The following is a 25,657-nucleotide window of genomic DNA, read 5'->3' as shown; positions in this document are numbered from 1 at the left end:
GCCCACCGGCTCTCAGCCAGGCCCCTGCGCTACCTGTTTTATCCAATCTCTTTGATTTCAGAGTCATGTGAGGTCTACCGTGAAATATGTCATTGGTTGTTTTTTCTCTGCCGTGATTGGCGGTCTGGTCGTTTCTGCGATGAATGCCCCGTCTGCAGGTCTGATTGCCTCTTCAGAGGCACAGGTACAACCGAATTTAACCGGCCCCCGAATCATTCCTCCTACGCCACTGAAACCCGCGCCCCCCGAGGTTAATGCCAACAAGACGACGCCGGAACATATCACCGAATTATTCAATCAACGCGGGCTGTCTCCCGAAGAGGAGATTAATGTCAGCGTGTATGAAAAGCTGAATAAGAGCGTGGTCCACATCACGACCAAAGGCACGAAGAGCGATGGTTTTTTCATGCTCGAATATGATACAGAAGGCGCAGGATCGGGAGCCATCATCGACAAAGCAGGGCACATTCTGACCAACTACCATGTGATCGAAGATGCCCAGCAGGTGAATGTCACCCTGTTTAACGGGAAATCATACCAGGCCACCTTTGTCGGCGCTGATGCCATCAATGATATTGCCGTGATCAAAATTGATGAAGCTCCGGAAGTGTTGTTTCCGGTCAGCATGGCCGATTCCAGTAAGTTGAAAGTAGGACAGCGTGTCTTTGCAATTGGCAACCCGTTCGGCCTGGAACGGACGATGACCTGCGGCATTATCTCCAGTCTGAACCGGTCGCTGAAACTGCGGGGGAACCGCACGATCAAATCCATCATTCAGATTGATGCCGCAGTGAACCCGGGGAACTCAGGTGGCCCCCTGCTGAATTCGCATGGGCAGTTAATCGGGATCAATACCGCGATCGCCAGTAACACTGGTCAAAGTTCCGGCGTGGGCTTTGCGATTCCTTCAAACCTCGTTGCCCGCGTCGTTCCCCAATTGCTGACCCACGGACATATGATTCATCCGGAAATTGGTATTCAGCGTGTCTATGAGACCGAGCAGGGTTTATTGATTGCGAAACTGACACCGGGGGGACCCGCTGAGAAGGCAGGTTTGCGCGGTCCAAAGATCGTGCGACAGAGAAGGGGACTGATCGTCATCGAACGGGTCGACCGGGGGGCAGCGGATCTGATCGTCGCCGTAGACCAGAAGCAGATCAAATCGGCGGCGGACTTCCTGGATTATATCGAGAGCAAAAAGCCTGGTGACACCGTCGTGGTGACCGTGCTGCGGGGGAAGGAACAGACGCCGACCAAAGTCTCGGTCACCCTGACCGCCAGTCAGTCCAACCGACCATAAAAAAACTCCCCGGTGAAAGTTTCATCGGGGAGTTTTTATATTCTCATGATGCAACTGAGTGCACCAGGGGAGCATGCTTAGTTCAAAGCAGGCTCTACGTTGATCCGTCGACCATCCTTATCGAAGAAGACAGTGCCTTCAACCAGTGAGAAGATGGTGTAGTCTTTGCCCATTCCCACGTTTTTACCAGGATGCCATTTGGTACCGCACTGACGGGCGATGATGTTTCCTGCCAGAACGCTTTCACCGCCGAATTTCTTGATTCCACGGCGCTGTGCTTCTGAATCGCGACCGTTACGGCTGGAACCTTGACCTTTCTTATGTGCCATTACTCTTTTCCTCAGGTAGCAAAAGTCGCCCCTGACAGGGGCTTTTCCTAAAATATTGGTTAATCGAGGCCGTATATTGGCGAATCAGGCCTGAACTTGCAAGAGATAAACCCTTTTCTGGACAATTTCCCACTGTTTTTCAGCAGTCAGGGAGAAATCAGGGCTGTTTTTGCTCAGCCGCATTCAGATTGAGCTTCTTTTCCATCTCGGCAGCCTGCTCAGGATCATCGGGCAGGTATTGCCAGAAGGGACTCCCTTTCGGACGGAACTCCTGTTCCTGCTGTCCAAACTGGTCTCCCGGTCGCCAGTATTGCTGAACCAGGACCTTGCGTAGGGTCATTTCTTTCCCGTCGGGTCCTTCGACCTTTTTATAGCCATTTGAGAGACCATAGAAGAGAATCGTGAAATAGTCAGTATTGGGGTCCACGCCTGTCCAGACACAGACACCATAGATGGCGTTTTCCGATTTTGCATCAGCTGCGGTCTCGGGGGGCAACTCTCCGATGATATCGACGGCATTTTTGAACTGACGACGCTCCCGCTTATTGATGATCACTTCCGCTTCGGGAACGATCTGGTTGGGGTAGCTGGTCTGCTGGCCGTTATCGTTGGTGATCAAGACGACTTCCGGCACGAACAGGGAAGGCCCCAGAGGTGGAACTTCTACATTCTGTGGCGTGAGGTCATTTGATGAGCCCGGACGTTCCAGCGGTCGTAACACGCATTTATAGACCAGGTACCAGACGAGAGTCTTCTCTTTTTTCCCCGTTTTGGGATTCGTCAGATCCATGCGGATCATACGCATCGGCTTGAAAGTCGCATCCAGAACCCAGAGAGATTTCTGAGTCGCCCGTTCTTCACCGGTCGCGGTCAAATCGGGTTTAATGGTAAATCCACGAGTCAGTTTATTTTCCTGAGCCTGCGCTGGCATACCACCTGTCAGCAGTGCCAGACAGCTGCAGATAAATGTTGTCAGAGCAGAACGTTTCAGTAATTGACGCATGTAATAACCCCGAAGTTTCTCACGATGCACGGAAATGAGCAATTGGCTGTCTGTTACAGTATATCGACGTAACCCGGGAAAATCCCATAGAGTCTTTACCAATTCGCTGCAAAATCACCTTGTTATCAGGTAGCTTTCAGACAGGCCAGCATAAACATGTACACTCAGGAAGAGCGGTTTTGAGAGACGGGAATGCGTTGTCGCAGCCGGAGCTGCGCGTCTGTTTCCCGTAAAGTCTCCGATTTCAATATATCCCTGCCTGGAAAGCAGGGTCAAGCGCCTGCTTTCGGTTCGGGGGGATTTCACAGTAAATCCGCCTGATTATGTCAGTTGCTCGCAGCAAAACGGCACCGGCTGACAGGCTGACCTGGCCTTTATAATCCCTGCAACCCCTCTGATCAGATGCAGAGAGAGGGAGGCGACCTAGTGAAAATCGTGACCGGTCAGTTTCTCTTCGATTTCATCGGCGTGCTGGGCCACGGCGATCACACTTTTGCGAATATCCTCTGCATCAACTGAAGAGCGGGGGAAGGTATCCACCATGACGAACTTTGCCTGGCCATTCACGTCCCGAATCGAGATTCCCCCATGCGATATTTCGGAATTCAGACGCAGTGCTTCCTCGTAATATTCGGGCTGGGCATCACAGCAGGTGCTGTAGATTAACAGCAGCCGTTCATGCAGCTGATGTTCGCTGGGTTCGATGATGACAGTCTGCTTGCGTCGTTCACTCTGTTTGACTTCGAGGATGTACTGGTGACCGTTGCGTTTCCAGGAAACGTTGCGGTTATTCCCAAACGCCTCGTGCAGCATCGACTCGATATTCTGTACCTGGCCGAGAATTGCATTCAGAAACAGAGAGGCCATGTAACCGTTTTGAAACCGGTTCACGGGACTCTTATCCAGCATCAGAGAGACACACTCGGCGATCTCCAGCGGGATCTCGGGACAGAGATCACGAACGCTCGGCGCCGGTTTGGAAACCACATCCTGTATCAGGGAATTGAAGTTTTCCGCACGGTGCGGCAGATGGCCTGTGAGCAACACAAAGAAGCAGACGCCCAGCGAATAGACGTCCGAGGTGGCGCTGGCCATGCCCCCCTGAAAGAGTTCCGGCGCCATGTAATTTGGAGTACCGGCCAGATTGTGCTGATGCGCGCCTCCCTCTTCGGCAGAGATGCGCTTCGCCAGGCCGAAATCAGCGATTTTCGGGACTCCCGCACCGGTCAACAAAATGTTTTCCAGCTTCAGATCCTGGTGAATGATGCCTTTGGCGTGCGCGGTTCCCAGACCTGACGCTACCTGTGCGATCAATGATGTCGCGTGCAGGGCAGAGAGGGGGCCATCTTCGCGGATGACATGACTCAACGCACGTCCGGTGATCAGTTCCATTTCCAGAAACCGATAACCGCGCTCCTCGCCAATCGCATGGGCGGTTACAATATTCGGATGATTCAATGTGGCGACGGCGCGACCTTCATGAATGAAACGCTGCACGTAGGCGGGGTCGCGTTCCGAAAGATGCGGCAGCAGAATCTTCAAGGCACACTGGCGTCCCAGATCGCGATGGGTCGCCAGGTAAACCATGCCCATGCCTCCCCGGCCCAGGAGCGACTGACACTGATAAACGTGAAGATCGGTACCTGCAATCGGATCCTCCACAACAATGGAGGTGGAGTCCGCATTCTCAACCAATCCGTCGATCTCCTGCACAACGATTGTTTCCTGGAGATCCATCAACGAAATGTCATCCACGCGTGCACCGCAGACGGGGCAATTATCAGAACCGGACTGCTGAAAGTAAGTGGAATTGCAGTTCGCGCAGTACTGCAACTGTCGATCTTGCTGCGGGGTGCCGGAATCTGAGGATGAATTGGGGGCCATTGCTGAATTGCGCTCGATCAGGGGGATCTCTACAGAAGGTAATCTGTTCATGCTTGAGACAGTATTTCTATCATATCGGGATTTGAACGAAATGCGACAACCAGTTCCTGCACAATGCCGGGCGTCAGGTGAGGATTCGTTCCGCACGGCCAATTATTTGACAGGATTCGTGGATTTCCCCAAAAAATACAAATTCCTGCTTCGTAAATCCGACTATTAAGACATAGACTTATTAAACAGACGACATCCCGCACACAGAATTACGGCATAAGTCGGAACTATTTCATCATTTACAACGGCGTGCGTCCGGTTAATGCACCGAGTTTGGCCGGCGTTCCTCCCTCAGATTTAGAATATCTCCATGGTCGCTCCTGAAAATTCTCCTTCGGAAGATACAAATCCCGAGAGACTCGCTGCACACACCGCAGCTGATTCCCCGATTTTTGAGTCAGAGGATCAAGAGTCTGCCCAGGAACTGGATCAGTTTCTGGATCAAGCGTTGCAAACTGCCAGAGGGGAAGACGCACCTCGTCCGCATGATGGAAGTTCCGGAAACGCGGCTCCGCCGGGGCCCGGTCTGATTGAGTCGATCTGCTGGATGTTCGGCGTTTTTGGTGCCCATTTCCTGGGAATCATGCTGTTTCTGGTCTGTGGGGTGATTTATCTGATTGCCACATCGAATATCAGCCAGGATCCTGACACGTTCCGCAAAGAAATCGCCCAGCTCGTGGAAGGCCATCCGCTGGAGGCAGCGGGGGTCGAACAGGCCGTGTTTGTCTTTATCGGACTGATTGCGGTCTGCTTGCGCCTGGGGAAACGTCCCCTGCAGAAACTCAATCTGCAGCCGTTTGCGATTTCAACAGGCTTATTGCTGTTTATCTGCGTGCTGCCCCTCGCGCTCCTGTCGGGAGAATTGTATCGAATTGCCTTTGACGCCTGGAGTCTCGTCGCGAAACAGATTCCCATCCTCGAACGTTTCAACGAAATGCAGACGATGGAAATCGTAAAGGATATGGCGGCGAACAACTCGCTCTGGTCTCTGATTCTGGTGATAGCCGTTTTCCCCGCTATTGGAGAAGAGCTCATCTTTCGCGGCATGATTGGCCGCGGTCTGATCGCACGCTGGGGACTGGTGCCGGGAATTGTGATTACGTCGATCATGTTCGGTATCGTGCATGCACACCCCGCGCATGTAATTGCCGTCATTCCGCTCGGGATGTTCATGCATTATGTGTATTACGTGACCCGCAGTTTCTGGGCACCGATGCTGGTGCATTTCATGAACAATGCGTTTGCCGTCTCGATGGCGAAAATGGCGACCGAACTTCCCGAAAGTGCAGCCAGCCTGGGAGACGAAACTCAGCCAGTACATCCGTTGATCGTGGCATCCGCGGCACTGTTCCTGGCCGCAGTCTGTGTCCAACTCTGGAAGACACGGGTGAAATACATGACGCCACAGGGCGAGGAGTGGACTCCCGGCTATCCTTCCAACGAACAACCTCCGGCAAACAGCCCGGTGACCATGTTACGTGAGAAAGCGCATCCGCTGCTTTACGCGGCAGGTGTGTTCCTGTTTCTGATATTCCTAGTGACCATGGCGGCATTCAGCCCTCAGCAGGATGCCATCACTGCACAACCCGAGGCGATGCAGCTCATAACGTTTTAAGATACTCGAGCACGGCCTGTTTCTCTGCTTCATTCAGGTCATTGGGATAATCGTGTCCCGCGGCTGATTTACCAAACTTTGTTGTGTCGAAGTAGCGTCTGCGTTCGACGGTCGACAGTTTCGCGGGCAGCTCAGGCAAGCTTTCGATCTCCAGTCCCACGCGATTCACATCATAACCATCTACGGTCCGTTTCCAGACTTGAGGCCGTGCTTCGGGATGTAACACATGCCAGAGTGTGGGCACCGATCCGTTATGTAAATAAGGCGCTGATGCCCAGATTCCATCGAGCGGTGGAGCCACGTAGCCGGCTGGGGCTTCGACGACCGGGTCCTTGCCGTAGCGGGAGAGCCAGCTCTTATTCAGGGCTGCCCGGTAAGCGGGAGGCAGGGATTGATGACGTACGGGGTCTGTCTTCAGTTCAGCCAACGAGATGACCTTCTCAGGATAACTGGGGTTCTCTCCATAAGTTCCGTGACAACGGGCACAATTCTGATCGAAGATGACACGCCCCCGCGCGGCCAGTTGTTCATCAACGGACCAGCGATAGCGGGGCGGTTCGAGTGATTCGATGTAAGCCAGAATGTTCGCGAAATCCGCCTCCCACTGTTTGACCTGCCGGGCATTGTTGCGCGGGATCAGGATGAACTGCATCAGCACCCGGTGATTTTTGGTCATGAAGGCATCGGAATAGATCTTCGATTTGCGTTTCACGTTCCACCAGGCCGGAGGATCCATATCGTGATGCAGCAGTTCGGGGATCGGTCGGGTCTTATCGAAATTCATTTCTCCATCACGCAGGGAATCGAGTACGACACCAAAAATAACAGCGTTGGTTGTGCCGTGCGTCGTCCCCAGAGGCATCCCTACTGCCGCCAGATCCAGGTGGCTCAGCTTCTTTAACTGTTGCAGTTTGATTTTGCTCACATCTTCGGTCAGAGTATGCAGGCCGATGTGACTGTTGGGAGCACCGGGAATCACCTGACCGGCTACCTTACCACTATGACAGGCAAAGCAGTTCATGACCCACTTCTGTTCGTTCGTGACCACATAGCCCAGCGGGGATGACTCCGACTCGGGTTTCTGCATGATCCCGTAATAGTCAAAAATCATCTGTCGCCGTTCTGCCTGAGTCGCTGCTTCAGCCTGCTTGCGCTGGTCTTCCGGCCAGACTTTCCAGAGATCATCAAACACAGCCTGATCGAAGTCGGGAGGCAGATACGTTTTTTCGGTCAGCAGCTGGTATCCGCGTGCAGCCGACGGTTCTTCTTCCGCCATCAAGGGACTGACAGCGATGGTGAGCTGCACAAGCATCAAGAAGCAGAAACAGAGCGTTCGCATGTTATTTCAAATCAATCTCAGGAAGAAAACTGGTCAGGGAAGAAACGGAAACAGGGTTTTAACATTGTCAGAGTTCAGGGGAGAGCCATATTCACAGGGCTCAAACGCATCGATCAGTTGAATTTCCTTGCCGCGTTCAGGCCCGTATGTTTCGATTACCAGATCCCGATATCGATCCGCCAGCGGACCGATACGGTCTTTCATCTTGCCACTAAGCCAGACTTTGCGTTCCGCGGTATCCTGCGGAACCTCATCTTCATAAAAATGGTTATAAGCCAGCCAGTCATAGAACTGGCTGCTGTGACAGTCGAGGGCATCGATCACGCGATCCCAGACCGGTTCGATATCAATGACTACCGTCGGCGAAAACGGGTAAGGCCGGGTAAAGTGATCTGACAGATACGCGATGACCGGATTTTCCCGCAGGGCAGGGACGTCTGGTACGATGGGAGGCACCGTAACCATGTAGGCGGCGTCACAGACCAGTTGTGAAGTATATCGATGATCAGGGTGATAGTCGTTGGGGCGGTGTGTCAGGATCAGGTCGGGCTGGAAAGTACGAATCAGCCGGATGATTTCGAAACGGGCTTCGATTGTGGGCTGCAGGTAACCGTCTCGATTGTTCAGAACTTCGTATTCGATCCCCAGCGCACGCCCGGCGGCAGCAGCTTCAGACCGACGAATTCCGGCCAGTTCCTCTCCGGAAATCCGGTGATGCCCCGATTCCCCATTGGTCACACTGACGAATTTCACGGTATGACCGGCCTGCTGGTACAGGGCGGCCGTGCCCCCCGCTTTGATGTCGCAATCATCGGGGTGAGCGCCAAATACCAGGATTCGCAATGTTTGATCAGCCATAGAGTTCTAAACCTTCACGGAATTATATAGAATATTGGGTGCTTGACGAGGAGGTAATTCCTTAAACAATATTACTAATGTTGTACAGCAAAGGTTTCAGATTCTCCAGCAAGTTTATCATGCTGAACTGTTGAACCTGGAACAACGCGATGGTGTCCCCTCGACACACCTGTTTCTGCTCTCGAATTTCAAAGGATGTGAGTCAATGTCGTTGCCTACAGTCGATCCCGGTGAAGGTGTCTATGAAGATCCCCTTGATCTGATGGATGAGATCGATGCGCTGAAAAAAGAAAAAGATGCAACTCTGCTGGCTCACTTCTATATTGATGGAGACATCCAGGATGTCGCAGATTTTACGGGGGACAGCCTGAAACTGGCCCGTGATGCCGTCAAAGTAGAAACATCGACCATCGTCTTTTCCGGCGTGCACTTCATGGCGGAATCGACCAAGATTCTCAGTCCCGAAAAAACCGTGCTGCTGCCCGATCTGCATGCCGGGTGCTCCCTGGCAGACAGTTGCCAGTATGAAGACCTGCTCCAGTTCCAGGAAAAGCTCCGAGCTGAAGGGCGTGATTTTGAAACGGTGGCTTACATCAATACCAGTGCGAAAGTTAAAAGCCTCTGTGACTGGATCGTCACCAGCGGAAATGCCCGGGAAATCATTGACCGGGTACCCGCTGATAAAGAAATCCTGTTCGTGCCGGACCAGCATCTGGGACGTTACCTGCAGGAAGTCACCGGTCGGCAGATGATTCTCTGGCCCGGGTCCTGTATGGTACACGAGATCTTCAGCGTGCAGGATCTGCTGCGTGCCAGGAAGAATAATCCCGGTTCGATCGTGCTGGCACACCCCGAATGTCCCCATTCGATTCTGGAAGTCTCTGACTTCATCGGAGGGACAGAGAAACTGCGTCAGCATGTAATGTCGATCAAAGAACCGGGGACGTTTCTGATTGCAACCGAAGCCAACATGATTCATCCCCTGGAGAAATCGGCTCCCCAGCACACTTATCTACCCGTGCCGGGCATCATGGCATCTTCAGGAGAAACATGTGCCTGCAACCGCTGCCCGCATATGGCCCTCAATACGCTGCAGAAAGTCCGTGACTGCCTGAAATATGGTAAGCCGGAAATCGAATGGCAGCCGTACTTCGACAAAGCCCGCGACGTTCTCGAACGCAGCCTGCTGCAGTAGTCGAACCTGCTCTCTCCGATACTTCTTCCTGCTTATATACCGGGCACTTACGCGCATTAGCTGCACACATAACAGAAGCCTCATGCGTCTGCGCGAATTTTTTTGAGTACTTGAAATCCGGATTGAGACTCTCATTGCAGGGGTTTTCAAGATTCTACTGAACGCACCGATTTTATTAAGATCATTGTCTTATTTTTTAGGCACACGCTTTGCCTAGTTTTCATTCAGAATTAATACCGGCTTGCCTCACATCCTGTCGGTAAATCCTTCTGCGGGCTCTGTTGCGCTAGTGGAGTCGCAGTCATCACTGAATATCTGATTGAATATGAATTAAAGCCGACTCATTCGACAATTGGTATCTCAAATTCGCCTGCAAGCCATTAGTGCCGCGCTCCCTCCAATGCTTGCAGCAGAGACTGACTGATCCCGACAGACACAGTCTAACTCCTCTCTCATTCTTACGCAGGGACTCTCTGCGCTGACAGTCGATCCGCCACGACATTTTACTGAAGAGAGTGGAAGCAGTCTCGAGTTCACCTCGAATCCACAAGAAAGCTCTCAGAAAATGGAACTCCAAAACAAAGCAACCCGGATCAACCTGTTTAACTTCTCAACGCCCCAAATGCGGGCATTTCATATGTCCTGGTTTGCTTTCTTTTTGTGTTTCTTTGCCTGGTTTGGCATCGCCCCCTTGATGAATATTGTCCGCGAGGAAATGAGCCTGACCAGGGAGCAGATTGGCTGGTGTATCATCGGGTCGGTAGCGATTACGGTAATCGCGCGACTGTTCATCGGCTGGCTCTGTGATCAGATTGGTCCTCGCCTGGCCTATACCTGGTTGCTGGTTCTGGGAGCCATTCCGGTGATGGGGATCGGCTTCGCACATGATTACACCACGTTCCTGATCTTTCGGATTGCGATCGGGGCGATTGGGGCCGCTTTTGTGATCACGCAGTATCACACCTCTTTAATGTTCGCACCGAATTGTGTGGGAACTGCCAATGCAACCACCGCCGGTTGGGGAAACCTGGGGGGGGGTGTGACACAGATGGTGATGCCACTGATTTTCGGACTGTTCGTCGGCATCCTCGGATTCAGCGATTCCATCGGCTGGCGGGCATCGATGTTTCTCGCCGGCCTGGTGTGTGCCTTGACCGGAATCGCCTATTACTTTCTGACCCAGGACGCTCCCGACGGGAACTTCAAAGAACTTCGGGAAGCAGGCAAGATGCCTCAGAAAGCCCAGCAGAAAGGGCAATTCCTGAATGTCTGTAAAGACCATCGTGTCTGGGCGCTATTCGTGATTTATGGTGCCTGTTTCGGAATCGAACTGACCATTAACAATGTGGCGGCTCTCTACTTCCTCGATTACTTCGACTATTTCAAGAGCATGGATACAACCAGGGCCGTGAAAATGGCCGGTCTGTTTGCGGGTCTATTCGGCCTGATGAATATTTTCGCTCGCACACTGGGGGGAATCTTCGGTGACCGCTTCGGACAGAAGTGGGGGCTGAGCGGCCGCGTCAAATGGCTGTTTATCGCCGTCTTCTGTGAAGGCATCGCTCTGATGGTCTTTTCACAGATGAGCATTCTCGCCATGGCTCTACCCTCACTGATCGTCTTCAGCCTGTTTGTGCAGATGTCGGAAGGGGCGACTTACTCTGTTGTACCGTTCATCAACAAAAAAGCGCTGGGAGCCGTCTCAGGTATCGTGGGCGCCGGTGGAAATGCCGGGGCTGTGACAGCGGGCTTTCTGTTTAAAACCCAGGCCCTCAACTGGCCAACCGCTCTGTTCATTCTGGGAGCGATCGTCACCTGTTGTGCGTTTCTGACCTTCCTCGTGCGGTTCAGTGAAGAGATGGAAGAAGAAGCCCGCCTGGCTCATGAATCAGCGCTCGCCCCTCAGCCGGGTGAACAGGAACTTGCCCCTTCCATGGGACAATAAGCGACTGAACAGGAAAGCAACTTAAATATCAAACTTCAAGTGCTCAATAAAAAGGTAGGATAACGTGATTCAGCAGAACTTCGACAACAAGCAGAATGTCGTCGTCATCGGCAACGGAATGGTCGGCTTGCGATTTTGCGAGCAGCTCGTAGAGAAGGACGAACAACAGGAATATAAAATCACCACGTTTTGTGAAGAGCCCCGGGCCGCTTATGACCGGGTGGGTCTGACTCAGTTTTTTGCCCACAATGACGCGGAAAAGCTGATGCTGGCCCGTAGAGAATGGTATGCGGAAAACCAGATCGATTTGCATCTCTCCGATCGGGCCGTGAGTATCGACCGTGAAAACAAGATCATCCGCTCCCAGAAAGGGGTGGAAATCCCTTACGACAAAGTCGTAATCGCCACCGGTTCTTACCCCTTTGTGCCGGACGTGCCGGGAATTAAAAACCGGGGCGTGTTCGTCTATCGTACGATCAACGACCTAGAACAGATCATCGCTTACGCGAAACAGTCCAAGACGGCCGCAGTCATCGGTGGCGGTCTGCTCGGACTCGAAGCAGCCAAGGCGGCTCTCGACCTCGGGCTCCAGACACATGTGCTGGAATTTGCCCCGCGGCTCATGCCCCGTCAGATCGATGACGCGGGTTCGAAAGTCCTGGTACAGAAGATTGAAGAACTGGGCGTCCAGGTTCATCTGAATAAAGCCACCGACAAGGTTCTGGGGGAATCCCGGGTCGAGGGAATTCTCTTCCAGGATGGCGATACTTTGGATCTGGATATGATCATCGTCTCTGCCGGCATCCGTCCCCGTGATGAACTGGCCCGGCAATGTGATCTCGAAGTCGGACCGCGTGGCGGGATCCTGGTGAATGACTTTCTACAGACCTCCGATCCTGACATCTATGCAGTTGGCGAAGTCGCCCTGCATTCCGGTATGGTCTACGGTCTGGTCGCCCCCGGCTATCAGATGGCTGAAGTGGCTGCGACGCATCTGTGTCACGGTGAAGCGGAATTTACGGGTAGCGATCTTTCAACCAAGCTCAAACTGATGGGCGTCGATGTTGCCAGCTTCGGTGATTACGAAGCGGGGCCAGACGTTTCCAAAAGCCTGACCTTCGAAGACCCGTTTAACGGCGTCTATAAAAAACTGGTATTCAACACCGAAGGGACGCACCTGCTGGGAGGCATCCTGATTGGAGATGCTTCCGATTACGGGAGCCTGTCCCTGCTGGCCAAGTCAGAAGACAAACTCCCCTGCAGTCCACACGAACTGGTCGTGGGCAACGGAGGGGGGATTCCCGGCGGCAGTGCTGCGGACATGCCTGACGAAGCACAAATCTGCTCGTGCAACAATGTCACGAAGGGACAGATCTGCGCGGCGATTCAGGATCAGGAGCTGACATCGGTCGACGAAGTCAAAGCCTGCACAAAGGCCGGCGGTGGCTGTGGCGGTTGTATGCCCCTGGTAACCGACGTGTTCAAAGCCGAGATGGCAGCAGCGGGGATTACAGTCAATAACCATCTCTGCGAGCACTTCGAGTTCTCACGCACCGAGTTGTTCAATATCATCAAAATCAAAAAGCTGAAGTCGTTTGCTGAAGTGCTTGCAGATTGTGGGGCCGGCAATGGTTGCGAGGTCTGTAAGCCGACCGTGGCTTCAATTCTGGCCAGTCTGTGGAACGAGCATATTGTCGAGCATGCATCGCTGCAGGATACCAATGACAGGTTCCTCGCAAATATGCAGCGGGGTGGTCTGTATTCCGTTGTTCCGCGTGTTCCCGGTGGTGAAATCACCCCTGAAAAACTGATCGTGCTCGGTGAAGTCGCCCGGGATTTCGGACTTTATACGAAAATCACCGGCGGTCAGCGGGTCGACCTGTTCGGAGCCGAAGTGCATGACCTGCCCCGAATCTGGGAAAAGCTGATTGATGCCGGTTTCGAGAGCGGACACGCTTACGGCAAAGCCCTGCGAACGGTAAAGAGCTGTGTAGGTACCACCTGGTGCCGTTACGGGGTGGGAGATTCGGTCGGTTTTGCAATTCGTCTCGAAGAGCGCTACCGCGGAATCCGTGCACCTCATAAAATCAAAGGGGGCGTTTCGGGCTGTGTCCGGGAATGTGCGGAAGCGCAGAGTAAAGACTTCGGTCTGATCGCGACTGAGAATGGATACAATCTCTACATTTGTGGAAATGGCGGAGCCAAGCCACGCCACGCCGACCTGTTTGCTTCGGACCTGGATGAAGAAACCTGTATCAAATACCTGGACCGCTTCCTGATGTATTACATTCAGACCGCAGACAAACTGACGCGCACCGCCACCTGGCTGGATAAGCTGGAAGGGGGAATCGACCATCTGCGGGAAGTGGTGATTGAAGACAAGCTGGGAATCTGCGACGAACTCGAAGCCATGATGCAGTCGCTGGTCGACAGCTATCACTGTGAATGGAAAGCGGTCGTTGATAATCCTGACAAGCGACGGCTGTTTGAGCAGTTCGTCAATACCGAGGAACACGAACCATCGATCGAACTGATTCCACAACGTGGCCAGAAACGTCCCGTTGACTGGGCACCGGACTTTGTTCCGCTCGAAAGTCTGCAGGCTGCTGAACCACCGGCCCCCACAACGGATGAACCGCCGCGTAAGTGGGTCAAGGTGGGTCAAGTCAGCGATTTCCCTGCGGAATCCGGCTCGACCATCAAATATGGTCAAGCTCAGCTGGCTGTCTTCAATTTCGAAAGCCGCGGGGAATGGTTTGCCTGTCAGCAGATATGCCCCCACAAGCAGTCGATGATCCTTTCACGAGGTATTTTGGGAGACGCCCATGGGATCCCCAAAGTCGCCTGTCCGCTGCATAAGAAGACCTTTTCCCTGGAAAACGGTTCCTGCCTGAGTGGGGATGAAGAATATGCAGTCAAGGTGTTCAATGTTAAAGTGGATGAAGAGGAAAACGTTTATCTCGAGTTGCCTGCTCCCGAGATACTCGATGAATTAATTAACCAAACAGTATGTGCTGGCGCTCACTAAGCACAGGTTTAAGAAATGATCCTATCGAAGCCGGAAGACGAACGAAAACAAAACGAAACACTGGTAACCCTTTCTGTCTGTGATGTGATTCAGGAAGCCGAGGATGTCTGCACCTTTCGTCTGGACAACCTGCAAGGCCAACTGCCGGTTCACAAACCGGGAATGTTTATCAAGGTCTGCCTGGATATCCGGGGCAAAGAAGTCTGGCGGAGTTTTTCCATCAGCTCTTCGCCTTTACGTCCGGAACGGATTGACCTGACGATCAAACGCAATCGGGAAGGGGAGGCCAGCAATTACTTTTTTGAACAGGTGCAGCGCGGCAGTCAGCTTCGTCTGAAAGGACCGCTGGGCCAGTTCTACTATGATCCGGAACACCACATCGAGCCATTGATATTGCTCTGTGCCGGGATCGGAATCACTCCCATGATGAGCATCGTCCGCTATCTGAATGATTTAAAAGAGAACAGGTCCTGCTACCTGTTTTACGGTGCGCGTACACATCGGGATGTCATCTTCGACCAGGAAACACGTCAACTCATCACCCAGTTACCGGGGTTTCATTACTTCCTGACACTTTCTCAGCCGGTCCCCCACTGGATGGGATACTGTGGTCATCTCAACTTCGATTTCATCAGTTCCCGGATTCCTCAGATACCCAGCTGCCGTTTCTTTTTGTGTGGGCCCCGGGATTTCAATCAGGATTTTCGCGACCGCCTCCAGGAAATGGGAGCCCCGGCGGAGCTGATTCACAGCGAGCAATTCCATAAAAAACGAAAAAACAGTTAACTCATGAGCTTCAACTTCGGCGAACAAAACACCGGTTCAGACGCGCCTCTGGATGGGAACAACTCGGCTTCACAGGGAGCAGCCACCTGTCATCAGGAATTTGACCTGATTTCACTGCTGCTGGAAGAGCAGCAGACTCTGACCGCCGTCGACGAATTTGCCCGTCAGTGTGAAGCAGAAGGATTACCGGCCCAGTCGCGTTATTATGCGGATCTGATCCCTTCCAAATCACCCCAGTCCGGCGAACAGTATGCATTTCAGGTCGATCTGGATCGCTGTTCGGGATGCAAAGCCTGTGTCACCGCCTGCCACTCAATGAATGGGCTGGATGAAAATGAAACCTGGCGCGACGTGGGGCTTTTGATCGGCGGAACGAGCCAGGACCCGATTTACCAGCACGTCACTACCGCCTGCCATCACTGCCTGGATCCAGGCTGCATGCAGGCCTGTCCGGTGAATGCGTATGAAAAAGATCCCATCACGGGAATTGTGAAACATCTCGACGATCAGTGCTTCGGCTGCCAATACTGTACGTTGGCCTGTCCTTACGATGTGCCAAAGTATCACAGCCGGAAGGGGATTGTCCGCAAATGCGACATGTGCAGCCAGCGGTTGACAGACGGCGAAGCTCCGGCCTGTGTGCAGGCCTGTCCGCACCAGGCGATTTCGATTGATATCGTCAATAAAGAACAGGTCCTGGCCGACTCGGAAGTCAATACGTTTCTTCCCGCTGCTCCCGATCCCCAGCACACGTATCCCACAACCACTTATAAATCACGCAAGCCGTTCCCGCGTAATACACTGCCTGCCGACTATTATTCTGCCAGCCCTCAGCACGCGCATCTGCCTCTGGTCATCATGCTGGTTCTGACACAACTGTCAGTCGGCGCGTTTCTGACGGGCTCGGTACTTGAATACTTCCTGAGCGTTGAGACCACCTCCGTCATGACGCGACTCTCCGCCACGACGGCACTGATCTTCGGGTTGCTCGCGCTGGGAGCCAGCACCTTGCATCTGGGGCGTCCCCTGTATGCGTTTCGAGGCATCCTGGGGCTCAGGCATTCCTGGTTGAGCCGGGAGATCCTGGCCTTCGGTGTCTTTGCAGGTGCCGCATTCAGTTATGCTGCTTTGACCTGGTTCACCGGATCGTTGCTACCTGACTGGCAGGAATGGCAACCTCTGGCCGGCCGGATGGTGGGCCTGATCGGGGCGGTAGGGATCTTCTGCTCGATCATGATCTATGTCTTTACCAAGCGCGAATTCTGGAGTTTTGAAGCAACGACGACCAAATTTGTGCTCACCGCAGCACTTTTGGGGATTGCCTCCACATGGGTGGTCATTTTCACCTTGAATCTGACAGTCAACTCTGCCGCGACCAATCTGCTGCTCGCGCAAGCAGGACCAATCCTCTCCAAAGCGCTGATCGTGACGACCGTGCTCAAACTGGGGTTTGAAGCTTCCATCTTCCGCTATCTGCTGCGGCGTCAGAACTCGCCTTTGAAACGTTCTGCGTTACTGATGAGTGGTGAACTTTCCAGCGTGACGCTGGCCCGTTTTGCCTGCGGTATTTTGGGAGGCATCCTGATGCCTCTGTTTCTGCTGAACCAACAGACACAACCGGTTCAGAACCTGACTCTGTTTTTTACTGTTAGTATTTTATTCATAGCCTGTTTAGCTGGTGAACTCCTGGAACGTTATCTGTTCTTCTCTGCGGTCGCCGCTCCCCGCATGCCTGGTGTGATCCACTAAATTACTCGGACAGGACTCGGTGTTTCGATGTCGATTATCGATCAATCAAAATTAAGCTCTCTGATTCATCAGAAAGAGGGCCATCTCACCCGGGAATTACTGCTCTCGCCCGGCGGCTTCGGTCTGGGCAAAGTCCCTGAGAAAAATTTACCCGATGCGACCACTCAAATGGTCTGTGGATTCTGCGGGACCGGATGCAATCTGAATATTCATCTGAAAAACGGCGAAGGGGTCTGTATCAGTCCCACGACCGAATATCCTGTCAACCTGGGCATGGCCTGTCCCAAAGGCTGGGAAGCACTGTCGGTACTCGATTCGCCGGATCGGGCCGTCAGCCCTTTGGTGAAAAAATCCCCTAATCACTGGGAACCGGTCGACTGGGATTCCGCACTGAGCCTGTTTACCAGTAAATTCAAAGTCATTCAGGAAAAGCATGGCGATGAATCGGTCGCGTTCCTGAGTACCGGTCAGATGGTCACCGAGGAGATGGCTTTCCTGGGCGCGCTGGCCAAATTCGGGATGGGCATGGTACATGGAGACGGCAACACGCGTCAGTGCATGGCTTCAGCGGTGACCGCTTACAAGCAGTCCTTCGGCTTCGATGCACCACCATTCACTTACCAGGACCTCGAAGAATCAGACGTACTGGTTTTTGTGGGCGCGAATCCCTGTATCGCGCATCCGATCATGTGGGAACGCGTGATGCGGAACCCCCATTCGCCGCAGATCGTTGTTGTCGACCCGCGGAAGACGGAAACCGCGATGCAGTCGACATTGCATCTCCAGATCGCACCAAAGTCAGACCTGCCGCTGTTTTACGGGATTGCCCAGTTACTGATCCAGAAGGGCTATGTCGACGCGGACTACGTACGTGCACATACGGAAGACTTCGATGATTTCAAAGCTCATGTGCGCGATTATCCACTGGAACGTATCACCGCTGAGACTGGCGTCAGCCAGGAAAAGATTGAACAACTGGTCGATCTGATTCACACAGGCAAACGGGTATCGTTCTGGTGGACCATGGGGGTTAATCAGAGCTACCAGGGAGTACGCACCGCCCAGGCGATTATCAACCTGGCATTGATGACGGGGAACATCGGTCGGCCCGGCACTGGTCCGAATTCGATTACCGGTCAGTGTAATGCGATGGGATCGCGTCTTTTCAGTAATACAACCAACCTGCTGGGGGGACACGATTTCCTGAATGACCGCCATCGGGCGAAGGTCGCCGACATTCTCGACATTCCCATAGATCGGATTCCCGCTGAGAACAGTCTGCCTTACCATAAGATCATGGAAGGGATTCTGGCGGGTAAAATCAAAGGTCTGTGGGTCATCTGCACGAACCCCGCGCATTCCTGGATCAACCAGGGACAGGCCCGCGACATTCTGGACCGGCTCGATTTCCTGGTGGTACAGGACATGTATCACAACACTGAAACGGCGCGCCATGCCGATCTGATCCTGCCCGCAGCAGGCTGGGGCGAGAAAGAGGGGACCTTCATTAACGCAGAACGTCGTATCGGTCGGGTCAAACGCATCAAACGGGCACCAGGACAGGCGTTATCTGATTTTTCTATCTTTAAACTGATCGCCCAGTACTGGGGCTGTGGTGAAATGTTCTCGCAGTGGAGTTCTCCCGCGGAAGTTTTCCAGTTGATGAAAAAACTGAGTGCCGGCCAGGCCTGTGATTTCTCCGGGATCGAAGACTATACCGCCATAGAAGAGCAGGGGGGAATCCAGTGGCCGTTTGCAGCCAGCGAAACGGAACCACCGCAGCAGCAACGCAGACTGTTCGAGGATGGTCGTTACTTTCACGAGAATGCTCGGGCGCGGTTTGTCTTTTCTGAACCGACCAGGATGCCGGAAGCGCCCAGCGAACAGTATCCCTTCGTCTTACTCACAGGACGGGGCACTGCTTCCCAGTGGCACACACAGACCCGCACGCGGAATTCTGATGTATTGCGGAAGCTGTATCCCAATCGGATTTATGTCGAGATCAATCCGGAGGATGCGCAAAAACACTCCGTTCAACCCAATGACCTGATCTTTGTGGAGTCACAACGCGGACGCCTGAAAGCCCGCGCGTTCATTACCCAGTCGGTCCAACCGGGACAGCTTTTCATTCCCATGCATTATGAAGAGACCAACCAGTTGACCGATGCCGTCTTCGACCCGCACTCCAGTCAGCCTTCCTATAAATGTTGTGCTGTGCGGATTATTAATGAGTAATGTCCCCGGAATACTACCCCGATTTCTTTCCAGGAATCAGGAACATTTCCCCCTAACGTGACCGATCCGGTCAAGCATCCGAACACCAGTACTTGAGCACAATCCATCCCTCCGGCTTCATTTCCGCAAAATATCCTCCCTGCGTCGGTAGAACCGGAGTTTGTATTAAATCGCGCTAAAGAGTCCCGGCGATTACCGATACCCCTCTATAAGCACTTGCGGGAATTTACCTCAGACAGTGCGCGCTGCATGTGAGACGATGACACCCCCTCATCCATTGAATTTCATAAACCGGGCCCATGAATTTACTGCAAACTCAATCCATGCATCTCAAGGCGGGTATCTTCTGTTGTCTACTGCTGATTGTTGCTCCTGTCTTTGGTCAGGGAGTACCGCCTGCACCGGGCTGCGACCAGGAGCCGGGACAATGCGTGAATACCCCGGATTGCACCTCCTGCGTTCCAGAGATCAATTACTGGGTCGTCAGTTCGCGTTGCTGTATGCAGAAGAGCAAGTGCTGCTGTCCCTGCTGCGATTTTGAAGTCTATCACTCAGACGAAGCCGGGAGGGTTTCTACTCAGTCGATGGAGAGTCTGCTGCAGTCCCTGGATCCGAATGCCCCTATCTGCATTATGGTGCATGGGAGTTTCGTCAAATGGGAGAGTATACTCCTCGATTCGTATAATACGTATCTCTGGCTGAGGAATGCGGCCCCGCACCTGCCTTTAAACGTGATCTTCTTTACCTGGCCCAGCGATGATACACCGACGAAGATTGTTCCCGTCGATGTCAATATCCTGGGAAAACGGGCTGAGTATAACGGCTTCTATGTTTCACGACTGATCGCCGAACTGCCGCCCCACCATCCGATCAGCCTGCTGGGTCACAGCCACGGTGCCCGGGTGGTCGCTTCTACAATGCACCTGATTGGCGGGGGATCGATTCAGGGAGTTTCCCTGCAGGATTGTGGACTAGAGATCTGCTGCCATTGTCGGCACTTCCGCATCGTCTTTGCCGCTGCGGCGATCAATCACAACTGGCTAAACCCAGGTGATCGTTATGGCTGCGGATTGCACTGTACTGACTGCCTGGTCAACCTGAGAAACCATAAGGACCGGATCCTGCGGTTCTATCCTGTACTCGCGCCGATCTCGCGACGGGCGCTTGCCAAGACCGGCTTTACCTGGCTGGACCGTCGTAAACTGGGAGATGACGTCAACCGCGTCCACGATATCGACGTCTCACAATGTGTTGGGGGAGGCCACATGTTCCCTAACTACTACAGCCACCCGCAAATTGCGGAAGCCATTGTGCCGGCCATCTATTTCAGCAACTGAATATACTGCACATTTCCTACCTGCCATACTTCACTGTCTGCTGTCACGCCCTGAGTGATACTCGATGCTGTCCCTCTCACATGCCGTCAGAAACCGCGAATTTATTTTGCATCTCTCGTGAAAGCGGAGTATTCTGACGGATAATTAATCCGCCTTGGGACAGACAAAGCACCCTTATCCTCCTGCCACGTTGGGACTTATGTCTCCCCAGTATTCTTTGTGGATCTTTCAGAATTATTCGAGATTCTGAAAATAAATCCGCCTGCTCGTGCATCGTTGTTACTAAAAGCCGTGGTTTTGTTATGTAAACGGGAGTAGATATTGGCCACCGGTAACGATGGCAAGCTCGCCCCCGAGATCGTCCATCAACTGTTTGAGACTCATGCAGGCGAATTGCGCGCTTTTTTGACGGGTATGCTCCGCAACCATGATCTGGCAGATGAAGCATTCCAGCTTACCTTTTCCAAAGCACTCCAGTCAGGAGGTCAGTCTCGGGAAGAGACCCGCAAGGGCTGGTTGTTTCGTGTCGCCTACCATGAAGCGATGGCCCTTATCCGTCGCGATAAAATCCACAGGAAGTCACTGAGCGATCTCAGTCAGATGACCAGCCAGTTCTGGGATGAAGCACCAGATCAGCGACTTCTGGATCATGAAAACCAGGAACAGATCCGACAGGCCCTTGAAAGCCTGCCAGACAACCAGCGGGTGATCATCATCGCCCGGATTTACGATAACAAGACCTTCAAAGAGATCTCGAAAGAACAGGAGATCCCTTTGGGAACTGTGCTCACCAGAATGAGGCTCGCGATTCAAACACTGTCCCGGCAATTGAACTCACCTTCAGATGATTCCTGAGGCTCACTTGTCCGCCACTGTTGTAAGATGACCGCTATGAATAATTCACCTGACAATTTGGATGCAGATCAAACCGGCGACCTGGAATGGCTGGCGTTTCAATACGTGGCCAATGAGCTTTCGGAGCAGGAGTGCCTGCAGTTCGAATCCCTGCTGGCCGAAAAGCAGTCTGCCCGCGAAGCACTGGCTCATGCCACTCAGCTCGTTGCCGGTCTGAAGTCCATCGCGGCCCAACCTGCCGGGCAGGAGACAATCGCTGCTTTTCAACAGCCGGTAGCGACCTTTACCACCCGTTGGGCCTTCTGGGGACTGCTGACCACCGCCGCCGCTGTAGTGCTGCTGGTTCCCAGTCTGTTCAAATCGACTGGCACTACGGACAACCCCACGATCTCCACCGCTCAGACCGAACCTTCTACTGAAGATGCCGAATATTTACTGAGCCTCTGGGCTGAGTCTTCCCAGGAAAGCAACGTCGCGCTCACCTCGAACATGAATACGGAAACGGTCGAATTCAGCGATCAACAGAATGTGCTCGCTGACAACCAGTCCCTGGAAGTTCCAGACTGGCTCTACACGGCTGTATCACTTCCGGAAGAAAGCGTTAATTGAGCATGCGAAGTCTGAACCGTTTCACCGCCGATCAATGTCCGCTCCTGACCTGGGTCTGTCTGTTTTGTCTGACCCTGATCACCGGCAGTACGCTCTCCGCGGCAGATCCCCGGGCCTCTGCCACCGTCAATGTTTCGAAAGAAGCATCGAAGAAAGCAGGGGACAAAGCAGACGGTGCCCGGAAAGAACCCAAGAACGCTGGTGCACTCTCCCCGGAGCGTGAAAAACAGGCGCTGGAGTTTGCCCGCTCGCATCACCCCGAACTGGCCGAACTGATCGAACGACTCAAAAAACATCGTCCCCGCGAATACCGTCGGGCCGTCCGTGACCTGGATACAACGCTGACCCGTCTCGAACGGTTCAAACATCGGGACGGCGAACGCTATCGCCTGACACTCGAACGCTGGGAAGTCGATTCCCGCATTCGTCTGCTGGCGGCCCGGGTTTCGATCAAGGGGAGCGATGCAGACCAGGCGGAACTCAAATCACTTTTAAAGCAGCGCGTGGATCTGCAGCTGGAACTGTTACAGCACGAAAAGAAATCCGCAGAGAAGCGTCTACAGAAACTGGAGAAGTCCATCTCCGAGATGGAACAGAACCGGGACCAGCTCGTCGATGCCGAGCTGAACCGTATTAAGCGAAATCTCAAGAAAACCAAGTCCAAAACAAGCGACAAAAAGTAACCGGATTACCTTTTGACAGACACAGTTGTCTTCCTTATTGCAAGGTGTGGTATGAAATCACTCAAACTCTATCGTAGTGTTTACTCTCTCACAGCAGGTATGCTGGCACTGGCGCTGTTTTCCCTGACAGCGACCGCCGCAGAATCCGATCAGGTCAAACAGCCGGTCGATCAGCGGTATGCTGATGAATCCACTCAGGAAGTTCCCCAGTTCCAGCAGCACGTCGTGCCTTTGTTGGGAAAACAGGGCTGTAACGGCCGCGCCTGTCACGGTTCGTTCCAGGGCAAAGGCGATTTCCGTCTGTCTCTGTTCGGTTACGACTTCGTCATGGACCACAAAGAGTTGACCAACGCCGAAGCTGACCGGGTCAACATGAAAGAGCCCGGCAAAAGCCTGATCATTCAGAAGCCTTTGAATGAAATTGAACACGAAGGGGGCAAACGTTTCGAGCTCAACAGCTGGCAGCATCGCCTGCTGACCCGCTGGATTGCCGGCGGCGCACAGGGAGTACCCAAAGACGCACCCAAGTTCGATCGCCTGGAAGTCACTCCGAATGCGATTCAGTTCAGCAAAGAAGGTGAGACCGTTCAGCTGAAAGCGGTTGCCGTCTGGTCTGATGGTACTCGTGAAAACGTAACCCCCATCTGCCGCTTCCAGACGAACAACGAGCAGATCGCGACCATCAATGAAGAAGGTCTGGTCACTTCCAACAAACCAGGCGATACGCACGTGGTTGTGTTCTACGATGCCGGCGTGATTCCCGTTCCCGTACTGCAGCCCGTTTCCGATCAATATGGCGACAAGTATCCACAGGTCGCTGCTTCTACCAAGGTCGACAAGCTGGTCGTCAACAAACTGCAGAAACTGGGTGTGGTCCCCGCAGATCTCTGTGATGACACCGAGTTCCTCCGCCGCGTCAGCCTGGATCTGTCCGGAACATTACCCGCACCGCATGAAGTTGAAGCCTTCCTCAAGAACACCTCCCCCAACAAGCGTGCTGAGAAAATCGACGAGTTGCTGGAAAGCCCCGGCTACGCTGCCTGGTGGACCACCAAGCTCTGTGACTTCACCCAGAATAACTATGATGATCTGATCAACGTCGCTCCCGTTCGCGACAAACCGAGCCAGGAATGGTACGACTGGATTAAAAAACGCGTCACGGACAACGCTGGCTATGACGACATTGTCGAAGGCATCCTGCTGGCCACCAGCCGTGAAAAAGGGGAAGACTTCGATCAGTTCACCAAGAACATGAACGCCATTTACCAGGACAAACCAGGGCAGGATTTTGCTGATCGCGAGCATATGCCTTACTACTGGGCCCGGCGGAATTTCCGTAACCCAGACGATCGGGTACTCGGCTTCGCCTATACCTTCCTGGGGATTCGCATTCAATGTGCCCAGTGCCACAAGCACCCCTTTGACCAGTGGACCCAGAACGACTTCAAAGAATTCCGCGGCTTCTTTACCCGCGTCAACTTCGGAGTCAATCCCGAGTCGCGCCAGGAATATGCGGCGATGGTCGAAGAGCTGGGTGCAGACAAGCTCCGCGGTAACCAATTACTCCGCGAGCTGAATAAGCAGGTCAACAAAGGGGAAACCGTACCTTTCATGGAAGTGTATGTTCCCAAGGCCCGTCCTGCGAACAAGAATCAAAATAAGAACAAAAACAAAAAGCAGCGTCGACAGGGACGCAACCAGAGCCCGGCAACCGCCAAGCTTCTGGGAGCTGAAGTCGTCGAGATCAACGAAATGGATGACCCCCGCGCTGCGTTGATGGAATGGTTACGTCGGGAAAACAACCCGTTCTTCGCGAAAGCATTCGTGAACCGTGTCTGGTCTGCCTACTTCAACCGGGGCATTATTGAACCGGCTGATGACCTGAACCTGGCCAATCCTCCGAGCAATGCTCCGCTGCTGGATTACCTTTCTCGTGAATTCGTGAAACACGATTACGACATGAAATGGCTGCACCGGGAAATCGCCAACAGCGACACCTACCAGCGCAGCTGGAAAACCAACCCGACTAATGAACTCGATGAAGTCAACTTCAGCCACTATATTCCTCACCGGATGCCGGCCGAAGTGCTCTACGATGCGATTCACCAGGCAACCGCTTCGGACGATGCCATCGACAGTATGAAAAACAGTGTCGACGAACGGGCCATCGGCATCGCTGCTTCGGGAGTCCGGAACCGGGCTCTCCGCGACAAGCAATACGCGTTGACGATCTTCGGACGCTCGACCCGGGAAAGCAACTGTGACTGCGATCGCTCTGTTGATCCCAGCCTGCTGCAGACCATGTACATTAAGAACGACAACGATGTGTATTCCGCTATCAACCGCTCCAACAGCAGCTGGTTGTTCCAGGTGGGACAGCAACTGGGAGCCGTCGAAGCTAAGAATGCTCAGAAAACTCGCATGAACGATCGTGCCGATCAGCTCAAAGAGCAGGCACAGCAGTTGAAACAGCGGGTCGCCCAGCTCAAGAAGCAGGAAGATAAGAAAAAGCAGCTGCAACAGGCACAGAAGCGTCTGCGAACTCTGACTGCAGAATTGAAGAAAGTACGACAGAATGCAGGTCGTGCCCAGAACAGTCCGGCCAAGGTACAAACCCTGGAAGAACCGATCTCCGCAGAGAAAACCGAAGAGATCATCACCCGGACATACTTGCGGAGCCTGAGCCGTTATCCCACGGAACAGGAAACCGAGTCTGCGAAGAAGTACATCGAAGAATCGAAAGACAAAATGGCTGGTATTTACGACCTGATCTGGGCCGTACTGAATACCAAAGAATTCATGCTGAATCACTAAACCGCTTCGGCAGACAAGAACCTATTCAAACAATTACATCCA

The 25,657-nt window shown here is 53.2% G+C and carries 18 protein-coding genes; 13 read left to right on the top strand and 5 right to left on the bottom strand.

Annotation, left to right across the window (positions count from 1 at the left end; all coding sequences use genetic code 11):
- The first annotated feature begins 79 nt into the window (after window positions 1-79).
- Window positions 80-1,300, top strand: a complete 1,221-nt coding sequence (locus tag RID21_RS16530) for a S1C family serine protease (RefSeq protein WP_350190693.1) — start codon at window positions 80-82, stop codon at window positions 1,298-1,300.
- 77 nt (window positions 1,301-1,377) lie between these two features.
- Here RID21_RS16530 and rpmA read toward each other — a convergent pair whose 3' ends face one another.
- The 3 genes from rpmA to RID21_RS16515 form a co-directional block, all read right to left on the bottom strand.
- Window positions 1,378-1,629, bottom strand: a complete 252-nt coding sequence (rpmA, locus tag RID21_RS16525) for a 50S ribosomal protein L27 (RefSeq protein ID WP_145041157.1) — start codon at window positions 1,627-1,629, stop codon at window positions 1,378-1,380.
- 157 nt (window positions 1,630-1,786) lie between these two features.
- Entirely contained in the window at window positions 1,787-2,632 is an 846-nt protein-coding gene (locus tag RID21_RS16520) for a hypothetical protein (RefSeq protein ID WP_145185149.1), read from the bottom strand.
- A 423-nt stretch (window positions 2,633-3,055) separates the two neighbouring features.
- On the bottom strand, window positions 3,056-4,567 hold the full coding sequence (locus tag RID21_RS16515; RefSeq protein ID WP_350190691.1) for a serine/threonine protein kinase: 1,512 nt from the start codon (window positions 4,565-4,567) through the stop codon (window positions 3,056-3,058).
- A gap of 310 nt (window positions 4,568-4,877) precedes the next feature.
- Between RID21_RS16515 and RID21_RS16510 the strand changes: the two genes are divergently transcribed.
- Window positions 4,878-6,182: a CPBP family intramembrane glutamic endopeptidase gene (locus RID21_RS16510; RefSeq protein ID WP_350190689.1), complete on the top strand. Its 1,305-nt coding sequence runs from the start codon at window positions 4,878-4,880 to the stop codon at window positions 6,180-6,182.
- On the opposite strand, the gene RID21_RS16505 is transcribed toward RID21_RS16510, so the two are convergent.
- Together RID21_RS16505 and RID21_RS16500 are read right to left on the bottom strand one after the other, a co-directional pair.
- Complete coding sequence (locus RID21_RS16505) at window positions 6,169-7,521, bottom strand: c-type cytochrome (protein WP_350190687.1); 1,353 nt, start codon at window positions 7,519-7,521, stop codon at window positions 6,169-6,171. The genes RID21_RS16510 and RID21_RS16505 overlap by 14 nt on opposite strands.
- Window positions 7,522-7,554: 33 nt before the next feature.
- Window positions 7,555-8,379: a PIG-L deacetylase family protein gene (locus RID21_RS16500; RefSeq protein WP_350190685.1), complete on the bottom strand. Its 825-nt coding sequence runs from the start codon at window positions 8,377-8,379 to the stop codon at window positions 7,555-7,557.
- Window positions 8,380-8,584: 205 nt separating this feature from the next.
- On the opposite strand from RID21_RS16500, the gene nadA reads away from it, so the two are divergent.
- The 11 genes from nadA to RID21_RS16445 all read left to right on the top strand — a co-directional run bounded on the left by nadA (window position 8,585) and on the right by RID21_RS16445 (window position 25,615).
- On the top strand, window positions 8,585-9,574 hold the full coding sequence (gene nadA, locus RID21_RS16495) for a quinolinate synthase NadA (RefSeq protein ID WP_350190683.1): 990 nt from the start codon (window positions 8,585-8,587) through the stop codon (window positions 9,572-9,574).
- A gap of 565 nt (window positions 9,575-10,139) precedes the next feature.
- Window positions 10,140-11,519 carry an MFS transporter gene (locus tag RID21_RS16490; protein WP_350190681.1) on the top strand — a complete coding sequence of 460 codons (1,380 nt, stop codon included), beginning with the start codon at window positions 10,140-10,142 and terminating at the stop codon, window positions 11,517-11,519.
- A 64-nt stretch (window positions 11,520-11,583) separates the two neighbouring features.
- On the top strand, window positions 11,584-14,547 hold the full coding sequence (gene nirB / locus RID21_RS16485) for a nitrite reductase large subunit NirB (RefSeq protein WP_350190679.1): 2,964 nt from the start codon (window positions 11,584-11,586) through the stop codon (window positions 14,545-14,547).
- A gap of 15 nt (window positions 14,548-14,562) precedes the next feature.
- A complete protein-coding gene (locus RID21_RS16480) occupies window positions 14,563-15,333 on the top strand; it encodes a ferredoxin reductase (RefSeq protein WP_350190677.1) in 771 nt (256 codons plus the stop codon).
- Between the two features lie 3 nt (window positions 15,334-15,336).
- A complete protein-coding gene (locus tag RID21_RS16475) occupies window positions 15,337-17,082 on the top strand; it encodes a DmsC/YnfH family molybdoenzyme membrane anchor subunit (protein ID WP_350190675.1) in 1,746 nt (581 codons plus the stop codon).
- A gap of 27 nt (window positions 17,083-17,109) precedes the next feature.
- Entirely contained in the window at window positions 17,110-19,317 is a 2,208-nt protein-coding gene (locus tag RID21_RS16470; protein ID WP_350190673.1) for a molybdopterin oxidoreductase family protein, read from the top strand.
- A 299-nt stretch (window positions 19,318-19,616) separates the two neighbouring features.
- Window positions 19,617-20,654 (top strand): hypothetical protein, encoded by a 1,038-nt coding sequence (locus tag RID21_RS16465; RefSeq protein ID WP_350190671.1) that lies wholly within the window; start codon window positions 19,617-19,619, stop codon window positions 20,652-20,654.
- Between the two features lie 321 nt (window positions 20,655-20,975).
- Window positions 20,976-21,509 carry an RNA polymerase sigma factor gene (locus RID21_RS16460; RefSeq protein ID WP_350190669.1) on the top strand — a complete coding sequence of 178 codons (534 nt, stop codon included), beginning with the start codon at window positions 20,976-20,978 and terminating at the stop codon, window positions 21,507-21,509.
- A gap of 36 nt (window positions 21,510-21,545) precedes the next feature.
- Complete coding sequence (locus tag RID21_RS16455) at window positions 21,546-22,118, top strand: hypothetical protein (RefSeq protein WP_350190667.1); 573 nt, start codon at window positions 21,546-21,548, stop codon at window positions 22,116-22,118.
- 2 nt (window positions 22,119-22,120) lie between these two features.
- A complete protein-coding gene (locus RID21_RS16450) occupies window positions 22,121-22,801 on the top strand; it encodes a hypothetical protein (RefSeq protein WP_350190665.1) in 681 nt (226 codons plus the stop codon).
- Window positions 22,802-22,852: 51 nt separating this feature from the next.
- Window positions 22,853-25,615 carry a DUF1549 domain-containing protein gene (locus RID21_RS16445; RefSeq protein ID WP_350190663.1) on the top strand — a complete coding sequence of 921 codons (2,763 nt, stop codon included), beginning with the start codon at window positions 22,853-22,855 and terminating at the stop codon, window positions 25,613-25,615.
- Window positions 25,616-25,657: the final 42 nt, after the last annotated feature.

Source organism: Gimesia sp. (assembly GCF_040219335.1).
Lineage (GTDB): Bacteria > Planctomycetota > Planctomycetia > Planctomycetales > Planctomycetaceae > Gimesia.
Note: the sequence above shows the minus strand (reverse complement) of the source record. Positions and strands in the feature narration are given on the sequence as shown.